Source organism: Pseudomonas sp. NFIX49 (assembly GCF_900115915.1).
Lineage (GTDB): Bacteria > Pseudomonadota > Gammaproteobacteria > Pseudomonadales > Pseudomonadaceae > Aquipseudomonas > Aquipseudomonas pharyngis.
This window is the reverse complement of sequence record NZ_FOYE01000004.1, coordinates 492,076-507,107: the sequence shown is the minus strand read 5'-3', so window position 1 is coordinate 507,107 and position 15,032 is coordinate 492,076. Positions and strand designations below refer to the sequence as shown.

Here is a 15,032-nt window from a genome sequence, read left to right as displayed (position 1 = left end):
CATCATTGCAACCGCGGCGCCAAACGACGTGCAACCAGCCTGTAACAGCCCGCGTCACCGAACTGCACACTGCTGGTGCGGGACTGCTACAACCCGCACCATTACAGGCTAGTCGCTACATCGAAAAGCGCCGCTTCCGGCAACATATTTCAACACTCAGATGACGATCCGCAGGCACTGGCCCGCGTGATACAGCGAGAACCCGGCCTCGTACAGACAACTGCGCAAACCCACCCCTGCCAGCGGCTGCATCGGTGCGAAGGGAATCGGCAATGCCTGAGGATTTCCGTTACACAGGTAATCGGCGAAGGCCTTGCCGACCACGGTGCCGGTAGTCACCCCACGGCCGTTGTAACCGGTGACGGCCACCAGTCCCGGCGCCGGTTCGAACAGGCGCATCAAATGATCAGGGGTGAACGCGATGCGCCCGGTCCAGGTGCATTCCCACTCCACGGGTTTCAGATTGGGGAAGTAATGCTGCTGCACCCGGTCGGCCCAGGCCTTGAGGAACCAGGTCGGTTTCTGATTGCCGTTGCCGAGGCTGCCCAGCAACAAACGCCCGTCCTTGTCGCGGCGGATGCTGCTCAGCACCTGGCGGGTATCCCACGAGCCCTGCCCGCCCGGGAGAATTTCCTGGGCAGCGTCTTCGGTGAGCGGCACCGAAGCGACCTGATAGTAGTAACCGGGGAAGAAATTGCGCTTGAGTTCGGTCCAGTCGCCTTCGGTGTAGGCGTTGGAGGCGATCACCACTTGTTCGGCCAGCACCGAACCCTGCTCGGTCTGCACCGACCATTTCTGCCCTTGCCGTTCAAGACGCGCGACCGGCGAGTGATCGAACATCTGCCCGCCAAGGCTGATGACAGCGTTGGCCAGGCCGGTAACGTAGGCCATCGGATTGAGCGTACCGGCGCGCCGGTCTAGCAACGCGGCGGCAATCTTCTGCGTGCCGGTCGCCTGTTCACAGGCCTTGCCGGTCAACAGTTCGACCGGTGCACCGCGGCGTTTCCACTGTTCTTCGCGACTGCGCAGATCAGCCTCACCCTTGGCGTTGTGCGCCATGTGCAGGGTGCCTTCGCGGCGCAACTGGCAATCGATGTTGTATTTATCCACAAGGCTGAACACCAGCGCCGGCGCCGCACCGAGCATGCGGTTGAGCTGACTGCCGACCGCCTCGCCGAATCCCGCCTCGATCTCGTCCGGTGGAATCCACATCCCGGCGTTGACCAGCCCGACGTTGCGCCCGGAGCCGCCATGCCCGGCGCGATGGGCTTCGAGCACGCAGACACTTTTGCCTTTCTCCAGCAGATGCAGCGCCGCCGACAGCCCGGTAAACCCGGCGCCGATCACGCAGACATCAACCTTGACCTCGCCCCTGAGCGCCGTGTTATCCGGGCGTTGCGGCGTAAGCTTTTCCCACAGACATTCTTCGCGTAACGGCATTGCCAGACTCCAACAGAAACCTGCCAAACACACCTAAGAGATCGTTCCCACGCTCTGCGTGGGAACGCAGTCAGGGACGCTCTGCGTCCCGAAAGCGAACGCGGAGCGTTCGGTGCAGCATTCCCACGCAGAGCGTGGGAACGATCAATAGCTTTGAGAAAACTGTCAGTCGAAGGTAATGCCCTGCGCCAGCGGCAATTCCAGCGAGTAGTTCACGGTATTGGTCTGCCGACGCATGTACGCGCGCCACGCATCCGAGCCCGACTCACGACCGCCGCCCGTTTCTTTCTCACCGCCGAACGCGCCGCCGATTTCCGCGCCGCTCGGGCCGATGTTGACGTTGGCGATGCCGCAGTCGCTGCCGACCGCCGACATGAATTTCTCGGCCTCGCGCACATCGGTGGTGAAGATGCACGACGACAACCCTTGCGGCACGGCATTGTTCAGGCGCAGCGCCTCTTCGAAATCGCTGTAACCGACCACGTACAGGATCGGTGCGAAAGTCTCGCTGCACACCACGTCGCTCTGCTCCGGCATTTCAACGATGGCCGGCGACACGTAATAGGCATTCGGGAATTGATCTTCGAGCTGGCGCTTGCCGCCGAACACCCGGCCGCCCTCGCTCAGCGCCTGCTCCAGCGCGTCCTGCATGTTTTCGAAGCTGTGCTTGTCGATCAGCGGGCCGATCAGGTTACCTTCCAGCGGGTGACCGATACGGACCTTGGAGTACGCGGCTTTGAGGCGGGTGACGATTTCTTCCTTCACCGACTCATGGGCAATCAGGCGACGCAAGGTAGTGCAACGCTGACCGGCGGTGCCGACGGCGCTGAACAGGATAGCGCGCACGGCCATGTCCAGATCGGCGCTCGGGCCGAGGATCATCGCGTTGTTGCCGCCCAGTTCGAGAATGCTGCGAGCGAAGCGTGCGGCAACTTTCGGCGCCACTTCGCGGCCCATGCGGGTGCTACCGGTGGCGCTGATCAGCGCGACACGCGGGTCATCCACCAGCGCTTCGCCGGCATCGCGGCCGCCGATGATCACCTGGCTCAGGTGCGCCGGGGCATCGCTGAAGTTCTTCAGTACGCGCTCGAACAGCGCCTGACAGGCCAGCGCGGTCAGCGGGGTTTTCTCCGACGGCTTCCATACCACCGGGTTTCCGCAGACCAGCGCCAGCGTGGTGTTCCATGCCCACACCGCGACCGGGAAGTTGAACGCACTGATCACGCCGACCACGCCCAGCGGGTGCCAGGTTTCACGCATGTGGTGGCCCGGACGCTCGGAGGCGATGGTCAAGCCGTACAACTGGCGGGACAGGCCGACGGCGAAATCGCAGATGTCGATCATCTCCTGCACTTCACCGAGGCCTTCCTGGGTGATCTTGCCCGCTTCCCAGGACACCAGCTCACCGAGTTCGGTCTTGTATTCACGCAGCACTTCGCCGAACTGACGCACCAGTTCGCCACGACGCGGGGCCGGCACCTTGCGCCAATGTTCGAACGCATGATCTGCGCGACTGATGTGCTGCTCGACTTCGGCCGGGCCTTCCCAGTTCACGGCGCCGATGCGGCTGCCGTCGATGGGCGAATGCACCGGCACTTTGCCGTTCTGGTACAGGGCCGGGTTCACACCTAGACGATCAAGCAATGCGGCAACCATGGGTCACTCCTCAAGCAAAAAACTGAATGTGTGCGGGCGCGTTTTCACGACCGGGCAGACCTTTAGTTGTAGCGTCAGGAAGGCTGTGCAACAAACGACCTTTACGCGAGATATCATTCCGTTTATTCATGCTGCGCAGAAAGACAAGAAAAGGATCGCCCATGCTGAACAAACGCCACTTGCCGTCGATCACCGCGTTGCAGTGCTTCGAGGCCGTGACCCGGCACCTGAGTTTCACCCGGGCCGCCGAGGAACTGAACCTGACCCAGAGCGCCGTCAGCAAGCAGGTGGCGCAGCTCGAAGAATTGTTACAGCACTTGTTGTTTCGCCGGGTGCGCCGCCGTTTGCAGATGACCCCGGCCGGCGATCTGTATCTGGTGGAAGTCAGAAAAATCCTGACCCAGGTCGAGATGTCGACCCATTACCTGCGTTCCTACGGCGGCGAAACCGAAGTCCTGCGGGTCTCCACGCCCTCGACCTTCGGCGCTCGCTGGCTGGTGCCGCGCCTCAAGGGCTGGCGTCTGCGTCATCCGTCGATCCATCTGGACCTGTGCAACGAGCAGGAGGCCGATGACTTGCTGCAAGGGCGCAGCGACCTGGCGTTCTATTTCGGCCAGGGTTCACGCCCCGGCACCGAATGCCTGAAGCTGTTCGGCGAAGAACTGGTGCCGGTCTGCGCGCCGAGTAGCCTGCCGGACATTCCGTTGACTGATCCAACGCAACTCACCGATCTGGTCCTGCTGCAGAATGCTTCGCGCCCGCAAGCGTGGCACGACTGGTTCGACAGCCAGGGCTATCAGACCGAACACAGCTACCACGGCCCGCGCTTCGAAACCTTTTATATGTGCATCCGCGCCGCGCAGGTCGGTTGCGGCGTCGCCCTGCTGCCGAGGTTTCTGGTGGAAGAGGAGTTGGCCGACGGCAAACTGGTCATTCCCTGGCAGCATGCGATGCCCAGCACCGACGCCTATTACCTGGCCTATCCGGAACACGCGGCAGAAGTGCCCAAGGTGCGGGATTTCGTGAAGTGGATGCTGGAGCAGATCGATAGTACTAATGCCGACTGACCTGAGTGAAAACGCGTTGTATTGCGCCGGCTCGGCGAATCGTCACGCAATTACAAACAGGCCATCAACAAACTTGGTTTGAGTGAGTCGCGCGCGCAGGTCGTCATCGATAACCGGATCATCAACGTCATAAAGTCGCACCCGGCGATAAGCATCGATCCGATTGATTTCCTGCCCCAGATACTCCCAAACGACTCGCGAACAAGCCGGAGCCCGATGGTCAGCGGCGGACACACCCATTTTCAGACCGTTGAGCCGTGTGATGCAGCTTTTGAAGCTTGGTATGAGAATAGTTTGGCTGATCTCGTTCGAGGTCAGTGACTCGTAGTCGATAAGAAACAGGCGATCTCTGAGGTAGTAAGCGAACCCGATGTATCGATACCTTTCAAACTCACCTTCGGCACCCGCAATCTGTAAGCACTCGTTTCGCTCATAGACGATGTCTGATCCATCTTCACAGACGTGCACCAGCGAGCACAGAATCGAGCCAGGCTCCGTCATAGCGTGATAGTACTCATAGTAGTAACCAGTGTGCGCCTTGAGCTCCGGCGAGGAGTGTTGACGCAGGTGTCCAAGCATTCTCTGCGGTGCAGTTTGTTCTTCGACTGTGCCGGGTTTCCTAGACCTCATGCCGATCAGTGTGATGAATTGCTCTGTCGGAAGGGCTATTTCAAACGCCTCGACCCCAAAAAAATCGCAGATTCTTTTCAAGTTGAAAGCTGTAGGTACACTATTCCCACACAGATACTTATTGAATTGCCCGCGATTAATTCGAATCTTCCTACAGACTTCCGCGACAGATCTGTAGTGACTGCACAGAAGTCTTAAGTTAGCTGGAAGAAACTCCCACATAAATATCCTTGAAACAGTTTTAGAAGACGCAACCATAGCAGCAACTCGCATCACTTTTAAGCAACTTGCGAAATTGCGGCCTGCGAAATATGGCTGGATATTACGAGCCCTGAAAGGTTTCAGGACTTGACCAGCTAATAAAAAACGCCAGCACTTTCAATAGCAAGGAGCTTTGAATGCTAGACATCATCAACGACTTTCTTTCGGGAAAGGTTTTGATCCCTGTAGTCCTTGGACTGGGTAGCTATTTCACCATCCGATCAAGGTTTGTCCAGTTCAGATATTTCCTGCACATGTTTACCGTTTTACAGGGCAGTTGGCGCAGCGGCAGTCGCCATCTGAGTTCGCTTCAGGCATTGACCCTCAGCCTCGCCGGGCGGGTGGGCACGGGCAACATCGTCGGGGTAGGGATTGCAGTGAGCATGGGAGGACCCGGCGCCGTGTTCTGGATGTGGATGACAGCCTTGCTCGGCATGTCGAGTAGCTTCTTCGAATGCACACTGGGCCAACTCTACAAACGTAGCGATGGGAATGGCCTGTTTCGAGGCGGCCCCTCTTGGTACATCGAGCACGGTCTGGACAAACGCTGGCTCGGAACAATTGCAGCGCTTCTACTGCTAGTGACGTTTGGATTTGCAATCAATGGTCTCGAATCGCATGCAGTCTCACATTCGCTGAAAGACGCTTTCGGTCTGGCGCCCATGTGGTCAGGACTCACAATGTCCCTGCTGCTCGGGGCAGTTTTTATGGGTGGGATAAAACGAATAGCTGCCGTAGCCGACTTGTTGGTGCCGTTGAAGGTTCTCGCTTACGTCGGCGTGACGAGTTACGTGATCGTGCTGCAGTTCGATCAGGTTCCACCAATGCTGATGACTATCATCCAAAGCGCGTTCGGTCTGGATCAGGCCTTTGGTGGATTGGTCGGCAGCGCAATAGTCATGGGTGTGAGACGCGGTGTGTTTTCCAATGAAGCGGGGCTGGGCAGCGCTCCCAATGTTGCTGCCGTGGCGAAAACCGACCATCCCGTGGCACAGGGCGTGGTGCAGGCATTCAGCGTATTCATCGACACGTTCGTGATTTGTACGTGCACGGCATTACTCATTTTGCTTTCGGGTTTCTACGCGCCTGGATTTGAGGGCGACGGTGTTGCGTTGGCACAAAACTCGTTGGCAGCCGTGGTCGGTGAATGGGGGCGAATGTTCATCAGTGTGGTGCTGGCGCTGTTCGTCTTCACGGCGATGCTCTACAACTATTACCTCGGGGAAAACAGCCTTCGGTTCATGTTTGGCGAGCCTCGAAAAACGCTGTTCTTCTACCGATCGCTGGTATTGGTTTTGGTGTTATGGGGGGCGGTAGAGGATCTTTCGACCGTGCTTGCTTTCGCCGACATCACCATGACGTTGCTGGCGCTGGTCAACCTTGTAGCCATGGCACTGCTGTTTAAAGTTTGTCTTCGGATCTTGCGAGATTACGACGAGCAGCGTCGTATCGGAATCAAGACGCCCATTTTCGACTCCAGCAAGTTTCTTGATCTTGATCTCGACCCATTGGCCTGGCCGCCGCGACCAAGAAAACTACAAACAATAAATCGCAGTTCGTCATCGGTAACCAACGAAGTAACTACATGATCAGTTTAAACAATTAAGCCGAGTGCTGAGCCATTCGACCCCGCAATGGCTCAGCAAACCAATATATAAGAACCTCATCAAATCGACTTGAAGAAGAAAAAACTCTTCTACTCATTAAGCCAAAAACAATTATCAGGACGCCCCCGATGAATCGTTATTTCCCACTTAAAGCCAATGCGACCAACAGTCCAACTTACTTGATAGATACACACTCCGCACCCGGCCAGCTGTTCGAAGATGCCTGCTTCAGAATCCGCGCTGCTGTCAGCCTTCTGGAGACCCTGACATCCGTAACCATCAAGGACATCAATGACTCAGATCTGTACCGACTGATACTTCCCGTTTATGTATTACTTCAAGATGGCGTTGACACACTCGACCAGGTTTCCTTCAAGGGAGACTTCACTCATGGCTGAGAAAGCAACCTATGCAATGCTCAGGGCAGCAATGATCAAAGCGGTTGAAACCAACCTCATCCCTAGGCATTCGCGTCTCGCAGAGTACATAAAAAGTTGGGAACGACTTGAGCTGGTCATTCAAGCCTCCCTCGATGTGTATCCCGAACAAAAAGCGGCTGCAGGAAAAAAAAAGCAAAAGCCGTCAAAAACAAAAGCAGGCCACCGAACAAAAAATCGCTAGCAATCTTCATCCAGGATATGCGCCACTAGCGCCATTGATTGATACCGCGCCAACGCGCGGCCCGCCTGGAGACCCCGTTATGAGCGAGAGTGTGTTTGCCGATCGCATCGTGCAGAACCTGCTCGACACCGACTTCTACAAACTGACGATGATGCAGGCGGTGCTGCACAACTACCCCAACGTCGAAGTCGAATGGGAGTTCCGTTGCCGTAACAGTGAGGATCTGCGCCCTTATTTGGCGGAGATCCGCTTCCAGGTCGAGCGTCTGGCCGAGTTGAGCCTGAGCGCCGATCAGTTGAGTTTCCTGGAGCGCATCTCGTTCCTCAAGCCGGATTTCCTGCGGTTCCTCGGTCTGTTCCGTTTCAACCTGCGCTACCTGCACACCGGCATCGAGAACGGCGAGTTGTTCATCCGCCTGCGCGGGCCGTGGCTGCACGTGATTCTGTTTGAAGTGCCGCTGCTGGCGATCGTCAGCGAAGTGCGCAACCGCTATCGCTACCGTGAAACGCTGCTGGAACAGGCCCGCGAACAGCTGTATCGCAAGTTCGACTGGCTGACCGCCAATGCCTCGGCCGAAGAGTTGTCGCAGCTGCAGGTCGCCGATTTCGGCACGCGCCGGCGGTTTTCCTACCGTGTGCAGGAAGAAGTGGTGAACGTGCTCAAGCACGATTTCCCCGGGCGTTTCGTCGGCACCAGCAACGTGCACCTGTCCCGCGAGCTGGACATGAAACCGCTGGGCACCATGGCCCACGAATGGATCATGGCCCACCAGCAACTCGGCCCGCGACTGATCGACAGCCAGATCGCCGCCCTCGATTGCTGGGTTCGCGAGTATCGCGGCCTGCTGGGGATCGCCCTGACCGACTGCATCACCACCGACGCGTTCCTCGGCGACTTCGATCTGTTCTTTGCCAAGCTGTTCGACGGTTTGCGCCATGATTCCGGGGATCCGGTGCAGTGGGGCGAAAAATGCATCGCCCACTATCACAAGCTCGGCATCGACCCTATGAGCAAGACGTTGGTGTTCTCCGACAGCCTGACCCTGCCCAAGTCGCTGGAGATCTTCCGGGCCCTGCGCGGCCGGATCAACGTCAGCTTCGGCATCGGCACCAACCTGACCTGTGACATTCCGGGTGTCGAACCGATGAGCATCGTGCTTAAAATGACCGCCTGCAACGGCCAACCGGTGGCGAAGATCTCCGACGAGCCGGGCAAGACCCACTGCAAAGACCCGAATTTCGTCGCCTACTTGCGACACGTTTTCCAGGTTCCTGCCGTTTCCAGCCTTTCCAGCAAGGAGTGAATTCATGCAAGCCGTACAGCGTGAGATTGCTGAACAGCTCAACGTTCAGCCGCCGTTCGCCGATCACCAGGCCCTCGAAGCGGAAGTCGCCCGCCGCATCACCTTCATCCAGGATTGCCTGACCAGTTCCGGACTCAAGACCCTGGTGCTGGGCATCAGCGGCGGCGTCGATTCGCTGACTGCCGGCCTTTTGGCCCAGCGCGCCATGCGAGAGCTGCGCGAGCGCACCGGTGACGAGGCCTACAAGTTCATCGCCGTGCGCCTGCCGTACGACGTGCAGTTCGATGAACACGATGCCCAGGCCTCGGTGGACTTCATCGCCCCGGACGAGCGCCACACCGTCAACATCGGCCCGGCGGTCAAATCCCTGGCCAGCGAAGTCGCAGCCTTCGAAGGCAAGCACGCGGTGTCGATGGATTTCGTGCTCGGCAACACCAAGGCGCGGATGCGCATGGTCGCCCAGTACACCATCGCCGGCGCGGCCCATGGCTTGGTGATCGGCACCGACCACGCGGCGGAAGCGGTGATGGGATTCTTCACCAAGTTCGGTGACGGCGCCTGCGACCTGGCCCCGCTCAGCGGTCTGGTGAAAAACCAGGTCCGGGCCATCGCCCGCAGCTTCGGCGCACCGGAATCGCTGGTGGAAAAAGTGCCGACCGCGGATCTGGAGGACCTGTCGCCGGGCAAACCGGACGAGGCGTCCCACGGTGTGACCTACGCCGAAATCGACGCTTTCCTGCATGGCGAGCCGGTGCGTCAGGAGGCGTTCGACATCATCGTCAACACCTACAAAAAGACTCATCACAAGCGGGTCATGCCGTTTGCGCCTTGATTCCGAGGCATAAAAAAAGCGTCCTTCCGGACGCTTTTTTTGACCTTGTGTTGCTTACTTCAGGGTCACGGTGCCTTTCATCATCGAGATGTGGCCCGGGAACGAGCAGAAGAAGCCGTACTTCTCATCAACCTTGAGCTTGGACACGTCGAAGGTCACCGAATCGGTTTCCTTGGCGCCGATGATCTTGGTGTGAGCGATGACGCGCTCGTCACCGTCCTTGAGGTAGTTCTTGTCGATGCCGGCGGCCAGGCCGTCGGTGGCGATCGGCTGCATGTCGGCTTCTTTGCTGATCACCAGGTTATGGCCCATGACGTTCTTCGGCAGGCTGCCGGAGTGGGTCAGCTCGACGGTGAAGGTCTTGCAGCTCTTGTCGATTTCGATGGCCTTGGTGTTGAAGGACATCTGGTCGGTGGAATCAACGGTGGTTTTGCACTCGGCAGCCATCAATTGGCTGCTGGCCAGCGCCAGCAGGGATACCGCAACAACTTTGGAAAACATGGTGAATCTCCAAGGCAGGGTTAACAAAACACGAATGGTTGGAAGACTGCCTGAAATCTTCGCAAGTTCCTATGACTTGAGTCAAAAATTGTATACAACTTTCAGGCTATGACACTCATCGAAACAATCTAACAGCCAGACGTATGGCCGGGTCGTATCTTCAGGGCTCAACACTCATCTGGAGCATCCGTCATGTCCTTCAACAGCCTGTTGTGCAGTCTGCTCGCTGCTTACGCCTGTGGCGCCAGCGGCACCTGTGAAACCCCGAAACGCGAAGTCTAGCCCTTGGATCAAGGCGTGCCAGCCATTACCCTGTGACCGATTGACCCAGGAGGAAGGCATGTCTCTCACATCCGTTTGTGTATTTTGCGGTGCCAACGCCGGCACCACCCCGGCGTACACCGAAGCCGCCATTGCCCTCGGCACAGCTATTGCCGAGCGTAAGCTGACGCTGGTCTACGGCGGTGGCGCCGTCGGCCTGATGGGGATTGTCGCCGACGCCGCGCTGGCGGCCGGTGGCGAAGTGATCGGCATCATCCCGCAGAGCCTGATGGACAAGGAAATCGGTCACAAGAGCCTGACGCGTCTGGAAGTGGTCGACGGCATGCACGCGCGCAAGGCGCGGATGGCCGAACTCAGCGATGCGTTCATTGCCCTGCCAGGTGGCCTTGGCACCCTGGAGGAGCTGTTCGAAGTCTGGACCTGGGGCCAGCTCGGCTATCACGGCAAGCCACTGGGCCTGCTCGAGGTGAACGGTTTCTACAGCAAACTCACTGCATTTCTCGATCACATCGTCGGCGAAGGCTTCGTTCGCGCGCCGCACCGTGACATGCTGCAAGTGAGTGAATCGCCGCAAACGCTGCTCGAAGCCCTCGACAACTGGAAGCCCACCGTCACCCCAAAATGGGTCGACCAGAAACCCGGTTAACCGCCGGGCACCGATACAGGGCAGAATACGCGCCGCTCAACCTCACCTTCGACCCCAGAGGATCGCCCATGGCCAAACCCAATTACTCCTTCGCCAAACGTCAACGTGACCTGGCCAAGGAACAGAAGAAAGAGGAAAAGCTTCAGCGCAAGAAACAGATGGCTGAAGAGGCGGCACTGAACCCTGACGGTGAAGTGGCGACTGAAGATGATGATGTTGAGACACCGAAAGACCAGGCGCCCGACGCCTGAGCCACATCGGGCTTGATGATCGAATCAGGCTCCATTGATCCGTGACGGGGCTGGCGGCTTCATTGCCGGCCCTTACAGACCCAGCGCTTTGGCAATCGACTCACGATAGCCCCCAGGCAGGTTAACCGGCAGTTGTGCCGGGTCGAACAGGCCAATCTTCTTGTGCTCGTGACTGATGGTCGGTCTGAACTCGCCCAGCAGCTGGCAGCGATAGGTCGAGATAAAGACATGCTTGCCCGGGATGACTTCAAACAGGTAGGAGTCCAACGACTTCCCCACTGCCACCTTGACGTCCAGTTCTTCTGCAATTTCCCGAGCCAGACATTCCTGCGCCGTTTCACCCAACTCAATCCGTCCCCCGGGTAATTCCCATTCGTCACGCTCGTTGAGCATCAGCACAACCTTACCTTCCGGGTTTTGCAGAACCCCTTTGATTGAAACCGGAAACATTGGAAAACCCTCATCAGCCGTTACAACACAGAACCATTAAGGAGCGGGCCACATTTCTGAACTCCGTTATTCCAGTGGCATCACCGTGACCCGCACCTCCGGATCATGGCTCCCTCCTCCCAGAATCACCCCACGCAACGGCGACACATCGGAGAAATCCCGGCCCCAGGCCAGGGTGATGTGCTCCAGTGCCGGCTGCACATTGTTTGTCGGATCAAAATCCACCCAGCCCAGCACCGGGCAAAACACCGAGACCCAGGCATGGGATGCATCGGCGCCGATCAACCGTGGCTGCCCCGGTGGCGGCTGGGTCAGCAGGTAGCCGCTGACGTAACGCGCCGCCAATCCCCGTGATCGCACACAGGCGAGCATCAGGTGCGCGAAGTCCTGACAGACCCCGCGCCGCCGCTCCAGCACCTCCACCAGAGGAGTGGCGACTTGGGTCGCTTCGGCATCAAAGGTGAATTCGCTGAAGATCTTCTGCATCAAGGCCTGCACACCCAGCATCAACGGTCTGCCGGCCGGGAAACAGCTCTCCGAGAACTCGACGAAGCTGCGTTTGAGATGCACGTAGGGCGACTGAAATCGGTAGCGACAGGCTTCCAGCAACGAGGCGGACAGCGGCTGGCTGCTGTAGGTCAGCGCATTGCGGGTCAATTCCCAGGCCGGCGACTGCTGGAAATCCACCACGGGCCGCGCCAGCACTTCGACCGTCAGCCGTGCGTTGACCTGCAATTCATCGTGGGGCCGCTCGAAGGCCAGGCGGGTCAGCGGATTGCCAAACACATCCTGCTCGTCACGGCGGGTGGTCGGCTCCGGGCTGATCAGCAATTGCTGCTCGGTGCAGCGCTGCCAGTCGCATTCGCGCGGCCACAGATGCGCCAGTTGCTGGGCCAGGGACACCGGGCTGTCGTAGCGATAGCAGGTGTCGTGAAAGATCTGGTAATGGGCGCTCATCAGACGGACACCGTACGCTGGCTGACATCATCGACATGGGCGAAATGGCGCAGGGCCAGACGGTCCGAGACCTGACTGCTGGCGTCGGCGATCTCCTGCAGCAGATCCGCCAGACCATCGAGGGCCGAGCGCACGCTGGACTCGCCAAACAGAGGATTCTCCAGACAGCTCAGGTCGAAACGCGCCAGACGCTCGACCAGCGGCGGCAATCCTGCCTCCCTCGGCACACCGAAGTCATCATTCAGCCGCTTGAGGGTGCGGGTCACCAGCTTCAACTGGAACAGCACCGCATGGGGGTTCTGCTCATCCAGCAGCAACAGGTCGAGCACCGGAATCAACTGCGCCACCGCCAGATAACGCGAGCGATAGGTGATGCTGCTGTTGCCCAGTTCCAGCAACCACTCAAGCCCGGCCTGATCGAACGCCCCGGCGCCACGCAAGAAACCCGCGAGACTGCCGCTGAGAAATTGCAGGCGCTCGATCCGCCGGCCGATCATCAGGAAGCGCCACCCTTCGTCACGGGTCATGTCGTCGAGGGCAAACCCGGACAGCGCCGCCAGCGACATCACCAGCCGGTTGAGAAAATCCAGCAACTCGCCGAAGTCCGGTTCGTCGGTGTCCAGTTCCGCAGCCTCACGTTGCAGCTCCACCAGCGCCTGCCAGTTTTCCCGGGACAACTTACCGCGCACTTGCGAAGCCGCCCACTGCAAGCGTTGCAGGTTGGAACGCAAACTGAACGACCAGTCCTCGCCGAGCAGTGCCGCAAGCAAACGCTCTGGCAGCTCACCTTCATCCGGCAGCAGCATCAGCCGCTCGCCCAGATCCACAGCGGCCTGCAAGGCTTGCGGGTCATCGCCGTCGACGTAGCGCGCGAGCATGATCCGCAGCAGCCGCGCGCTGTCGTCGCAACGCTCGCAGTAACGGCCGAACCAGAACAGGTTTTCCACCACCCGCGACGGCAGGTACGGATCGCGTCGCACCAGATCAGGCACGCCGATATTGCGCTGGGCTTTCCACTGTTCACCGCTTGGCGGCCGATCCCCCAGCACCCAGGTGTCCTTGCTCGCACCACCGCGCTGCATCGACACCACTTCGGCATCGGCTTCGGCCGCGACCCGGGTCAGGCCACCGGGCAGCACCCGATAACCATCGTGACTGGCCACCGCGTACATGCGCATGCCGATTGCCCGGGGCTGCAGTTGCCCGTCCTCGGGCTGCCAGATCGGCGCCTGGGACAACTGGGCGAGTTCTTGCGCAACATACGCATAAGGGCGTGCCTGCATGCGCGCAGCGAGACTTTCACGCTGTTTTTCGCTCAGATCCCGGCCAAAAACCGGAGCGAAGCTTTGCGACGGGAACGCCGGTTTGATCAACAGCTCCGGCAGTTTCTCCAGGGCCTGGGCCAACACTGGCGCTTCGCCGCACCACCACGTGGCAATGGACGGCAGAATCAGCTCTTCGCCGAACAGGTACTGATTGATCTTCGGCAGGAAACCGAGCAGCCCCGGCGACTCCAGCACGCCGCTGCCCAGCGCGTTGGCCACCAGCACCCGGCCCTGACGCACCGCCTCCAGCAATCCCGGAACGCCGAGCGCCGAATCCGTGCGCAATTCCAGCGGATCGCAGAAATCATCGTCGAGCCGACGCAGGATCGCGTGCACCCGGCGCAGGCCGCTGAGGGTTTTCAGGTAGACCGTGGCATCACGTACCGTCAGGTCACCGCCCTCCACCAGCGGATAACCGAGCTGGCGGGCCAGATAAAGATGTTCGAAATAGCTTTCGTTGAAGCGCCCCGGGGTCAGCAACACCACCAGCGGCGCATCATCGTCGCAGGGTGCCTGACGGGCCAGGGTTTCCTGCAAGGTGCGGAAGAAGCCGGCCAGATGCTGCACTTTCAGATCCCGGTACAACTCGGGGAAGGCACGGGACACGATGGTGCGGTTTTCCAGCGCATAACCGGCGCCGGATGGCGCCTGGGTACGATCCGCCGTCACCCACCAGCGCCCGTCCGGTGTGCGCGCCAGATCCACGGCATACAGGTGCAGAAAGGCCCCGTCCGGCGGCGCAATGCCCTGACAGGGCCAGAGGAAGTTGTTGTGGCCGAATACCAGCTCGGCCGGCAGCAAGCCTTCGCGGATCAACCGCTGCGGGCCATACAGGTCCGCCAGCACCGCATTGAGCAGCCGCGCGCGCTGGGCGATTCCGGCGGACAGCTGTTGCCACTCATCGGCGGCGATCACGTGGGGCAGCAGATCCAGTTCCCACGGACGGTCCGCCCCCTTTGGGTCGGCATAGACGTTGTAGGTAACGCCGTTTTCCTGAATCTGCCGGGTCAGCAACGCCTGACGCTGCACCAGTTGCGCCGGGGTGCTGCGCTGCAATTGGTCGACGAGCCGCCGCCAGTGCGGGCGCACCGCTCCGCTGTCGTCGAGCAGTTCGTGATAGGTGCCCGCCGTCAGCGGGTAGCGGTCAAGCAGGTCAGGCATGGAAAGCTCGGCAGCCGGCAAGGAACGGTCAGACTAACGCAG

The 15,032-nt window shown here is 59.5% G+C and carries 15 protein-coding genes; 8 read left to right on the top strand and 7 right to left on the bottom strand.

Going from position 1 to position 15,032, the window contains the following annotated elements; translation table 11 throughout:
- Window positions 1-156: 156 nt before the first annotated feature.
- Window positions 157-1,440: an L-pipecolate oxidase gene (locus BMZ46_RS14160; RefSeq protein ID WP_039766701.1), complete on the bottom strand. Its 1,284-nt coding sequence runs from the start codon at window positions 1,438-1,440 to the stop codon at window positions 157-159.
- Window positions 1,441-1,605: 165 nt separating this feature from the next.
- Window positions 1,606-3,096: an L-piperidine-6-carboxylate dehydrogenase gene (locus BMZ46_RS14155; protein ID WP_064379117.1), complete on the bottom strand. Its 1,491-nt coding sequence runs from the start codon at window positions 3,094-3,096 to the stop codon at window positions 1,606-1,608.
- Between the two features lie 161 nt (window positions 3,097-3,257).
- On the opposite strand from BMZ46_RS14155, the gene BMZ46_RS14150 reads away from it, so the two are divergent.
- Window positions 3,258-4,163 (top strand): LysR family transcriptional regulator, encoded by a 906-nt coding sequence (locus BMZ46_RS14150; protein ID WP_074689648.1) that lies wholly within the window; start codon window positions 3,258-3,260, stop codon window positions 4,161-4,163.
- A 42-nt stretch (window positions 4,164-4,205) separates the two neighbouring features.
- Here the strand turns inward: BMZ46_RS14150 and BMZ46_RS14145 are convergent, their stop codons facing one another.
- The gene (locus BMZ46_RS14145) at window positions 4,206-5,015 is read right to left on the bottom strand and encodes a helix-turn-helix domain-containing protein (protein WP_074689647.1); all 810 of its coding nucleotides are present in this window, start codon (window positions 5,013-5,015) and stop codon (window positions 4,206-4,208) included.
- A gap of 176 nt (window positions 5,016-5,191) precedes the next feature.
- Between BMZ46_RS14145 and BMZ46_RS14140 the strand changes: the two genes are divergently transcribed.
- The 5 genes from BMZ46_RS14140 (at window position 5,192) to nadE (ending at window position 9,417) form a co-directional block, all read left to right on the top strand.
- On the top strand, window positions 5,192-6,643 hold the full coding sequence (locus tag BMZ46_RS14140) for an alanine/glycine:cation symporter family protein (RefSeq protein ID WP_074689646.1): 1,452 nt from the start codon (window positions 5,192-5,194) through the stop codon (window positions 6,641-6,643).
- Window positions 6,644-6,789: 146 nt separating this feature from the next.
- Window positions 6,790-7,059 (top strand): hypothetical protein, encoded by a 270-nt coding sequence (locus tag BMZ46_RS14135; RefSeq protein WP_074689645.1) that lies wholly within the window; start codon window positions 6,790-6,792, stop codon window positions 7,057-7,059.
- Complete coding sequence (locus tag BMZ46_RS29065) at window positions 7,052-7,282, top strand: hypothetical protein (protein WP_085667731.1); 231 nt, start codon at window positions 7,052-7,054, stop codon at window positions 7,280-7,282. The genes BMZ46_RS14135 and BMZ46_RS29065 overlap by 8 nt, the downstream gene beginning before the upstream one ends.
- A gap of 79 nt (window positions 7,283-7,361) precedes the next feature.
- Window positions 7,362-8,585 (top strand): nicotinate phosphoribosyltransferase, encoded by a 1,224-nt coding sequence (pncB, locus tag BMZ46_RS14130; protein ID WP_074689644.1) that lies wholly within the window; start codon window positions 7,362-7,364, stop codon window positions 8,583-8,585.
- 4 nt (window positions 8,586-8,589) lie between these two features.
- On the top strand, window positions 8,590-9,417 hold the full coding sequence (gene nadE / locus BMZ46_RS14125) for an ammonia-dependent NAD(+) synthetase (protein ID WP_074689643.1): 828 nt from the start codon (window positions 8,590-8,592) through the stop codon (window positions 9,415-9,417).
- A 54-nt stretch (window positions 9,418-9,471) separates the two neighbouring features.
- Here the strand turns inward: nadE and azu are convergent, their stop codons facing one another.
- Window positions 9,472-9,918 carry an azurin gene (gene azu / locus BMZ46_RS14120; protein ID WP_074689642.1) on the bottom strand — a complete coding sequence of 149 codons (447 nt, stop codon included), beginning with the start codon at window positions 9,916-9,918 and terminating at the stop codon, window positions 9,472-9,474.
- Window positions 9,919-10,258: 340 nt separating this feature from the next.
- Here azu and BMZ46_RS14115 point away from each other — a divergent pair, with 340 nt between their 5' ends.
- Both BMZ46_RS14115 and BMZ46_RS14110 read left to right on the top strand, forming a co-directional pair.
- Window positions 10,259-10,846 (top strand): LOG family protein, encoded by a 588-nt coding sequence (locus BMZ46_RS14115; protein ID WP_039766689.1) that lies wholly within the window; start codon window positions 10,259-10,261, stop codon window positions 10,844-10,846.
- Window positions 10,847-10,914: 68 nt separating this feature from the next.
- Window positions 10,915-11,097 carry a hypothetical protein gene (locus BMZ46_RS14110; RefSeq protein WP_039766687.1) on the top strand — a complete coding sequence of 61 codons (183 nt, stop codon included), beginning with the start codon at window positions 10,915-10,917 and terminating at the stop codon, window positions 11,095-11,097.
- A gap of 72 nt (window positions 11,098-11,169) precedes the next feature.
- Here BMZ46_RS14110 and BMZ46_RS14105 read toward each other — a convergent pair whose 3' ends face one another.
- From BMZ46_RS14105 to BMZ46_RS14095, 3 genes are all read right to left on the bottom strand, one after another.
- Window positions 11,170-11,547, bottom strand: a complete 378-nt coding sequence (locus BMZ46_RS14105) for an NUDIX hydrolase (RefSeq protein ID WP_039766685.1) — start codon at window positions 11,545-11,547, stop codon at window positions 11,170-11,172.
- Window positions 11,548-11,613: 66 nt separating this feature from the next.
- Window positions 11,614-12,504: a transglutaminase family protein gene (locus BMZ46_RS14100; RefSeq protein ID WP_074689641.1), complete on the bottom strand. Its 891-nt coding sequence runs from the start codon at window positions 12,502-12,504 to the stop codon at window positions 11,614-11,616.
- Window positions 12,504-14,990 carry a circularly permuted type 2 ATP-grasp protein gene (locus BMZ46_RS14095; RefSeq protein ID WP_074689640.1) on the bottom strand — a complete coding sequence of 829 codons (2,487 nt, stop codon included), beginning with the start codon at window positions 14,988-14,990 and terminating at the stop codon, window positions 12,504-12,506. The genes BMZ46_RS14100 and BMZ46_RS14095 overlap by 1 nt, the downstream gene beginning before the upstream one ends.
- Window positions 14,991-15,032 lie beyond the last annotated feature (42 nt).

What these genes read in the sequence shown, in the direction of transcription:
- BMZ46_RS14095 (WP_074689640.1), bottom strand. Translation starts at nt 14,990, where the DNA reads ATGCCTGACCTGCTTGACCGCTACCCGCTGACGGCGGGCACCTATCAC.
- BMZ46_RS14150 (WP_074689648.1), top strand. Translation starts at nt 3,258, where the DNA reads ATGCTGAACAAACGCCACTTGCCGTCGATCACCGCGTTGCAGTGCTTC.
- BMZ46_RS14145 (WP_074689647.1), bottom strand. Translation starts at nt 5,015, where the DNA reads ATGTGGGAGTTTCTTCCAGCTAACTTAAGACTTCTGTGCAGTCACTAC.
- BMZ46_RS14155 (WP_064379117.1), bottom strand. Translation starts at nt 3,096, where the DNA reads ATGGTTGCCGCATTGCTTGATCGTCTAGGTGTGAACCCGGCCCTGTAC.
- BMZ46_RS14115 (WP_039766689.1), top strand. Translation starts at nt 10,259, where the DNA reads ATGTCTCTCACATCCGTTTGTGTATTTTGCGGTGCCAACGCCGGCACC.
- BMZ46_RS14140 (WP_074689646.1), top strand. Translation starts at nt 5,192, where the DNA reads ATGCTAGACATCATCAACGACTTTCTTTCGGGAAAGGTTTTGATCCCT.
- BMZ46_RS29065 (WP_085667731.1), top strand. Translation starts at nt 7,052, where the DNA reads ATGGCTGAGAAAGCAACCTATGCAATGCTCAGGGCAGCAATGATCAAA.
- azu (WP_074689642.1), bottom strand. Translation starts at nt 9,918, where the DNA reads ATGTTTTCCAAAGTTGTTGCGGTATCCCTGCTGGCGCTGGCCAGCAGC.
- BMZ46_RS14135 (WP_074689645.1), top strand. Translation starts at nt 6,790, where the DNA reads ATGAATCGTTATTTCCCACTTAAAGCCAATGCGACCAACAGTCCAACT.
- BMZ46_RS14110 (WP_039766687.1), top strand. Translation starts at nt 10,915, where the DNA reads ATGGCCAAACCCAATTACTCCTTCGCCAAACGTCAACGTGACCTGGCC.
- BMZ46_RS14160 (WP_039766701.1), bottom strand. Translation starts at nt 1,440, where the DNA reads ATGCCGTTACGCGAAGAATGTCTGTGGGAAAAGCTTACGCCGCAACGC.
- BMZ46_RS14105 (WP_039766685.1), bottom strand. Translation starts at nt 11,547, where the DNA reads ATGTTTCCGGTTTCAATCAAAGGGGTTCTGCAAAACCCGGAAGGTAAG.
- BMZ46_RS14100 (WP_074689641.1), bottom strand. Translation starts at nt 12,504, where the DNA reads ATGAGCGCCCATTACCAGATCTTTCACGACACCTGCTATCGCTACGAC.
- pncB (WP_074689644.1), top strand. Translation starts at nt 7,362, where the DNA reads ATGAGCGAGAGTGTGTTTGCCGATCGCATCGTGCAGAACCTGCTCGAC.
- nadE (WP_074689643.1), top strand. Translation starts at nt 8,590, where the DNA reads ATGCAAGCCGTACAGCGTGAGATTGCTGAACAGCTCAACGTTCAGCCG.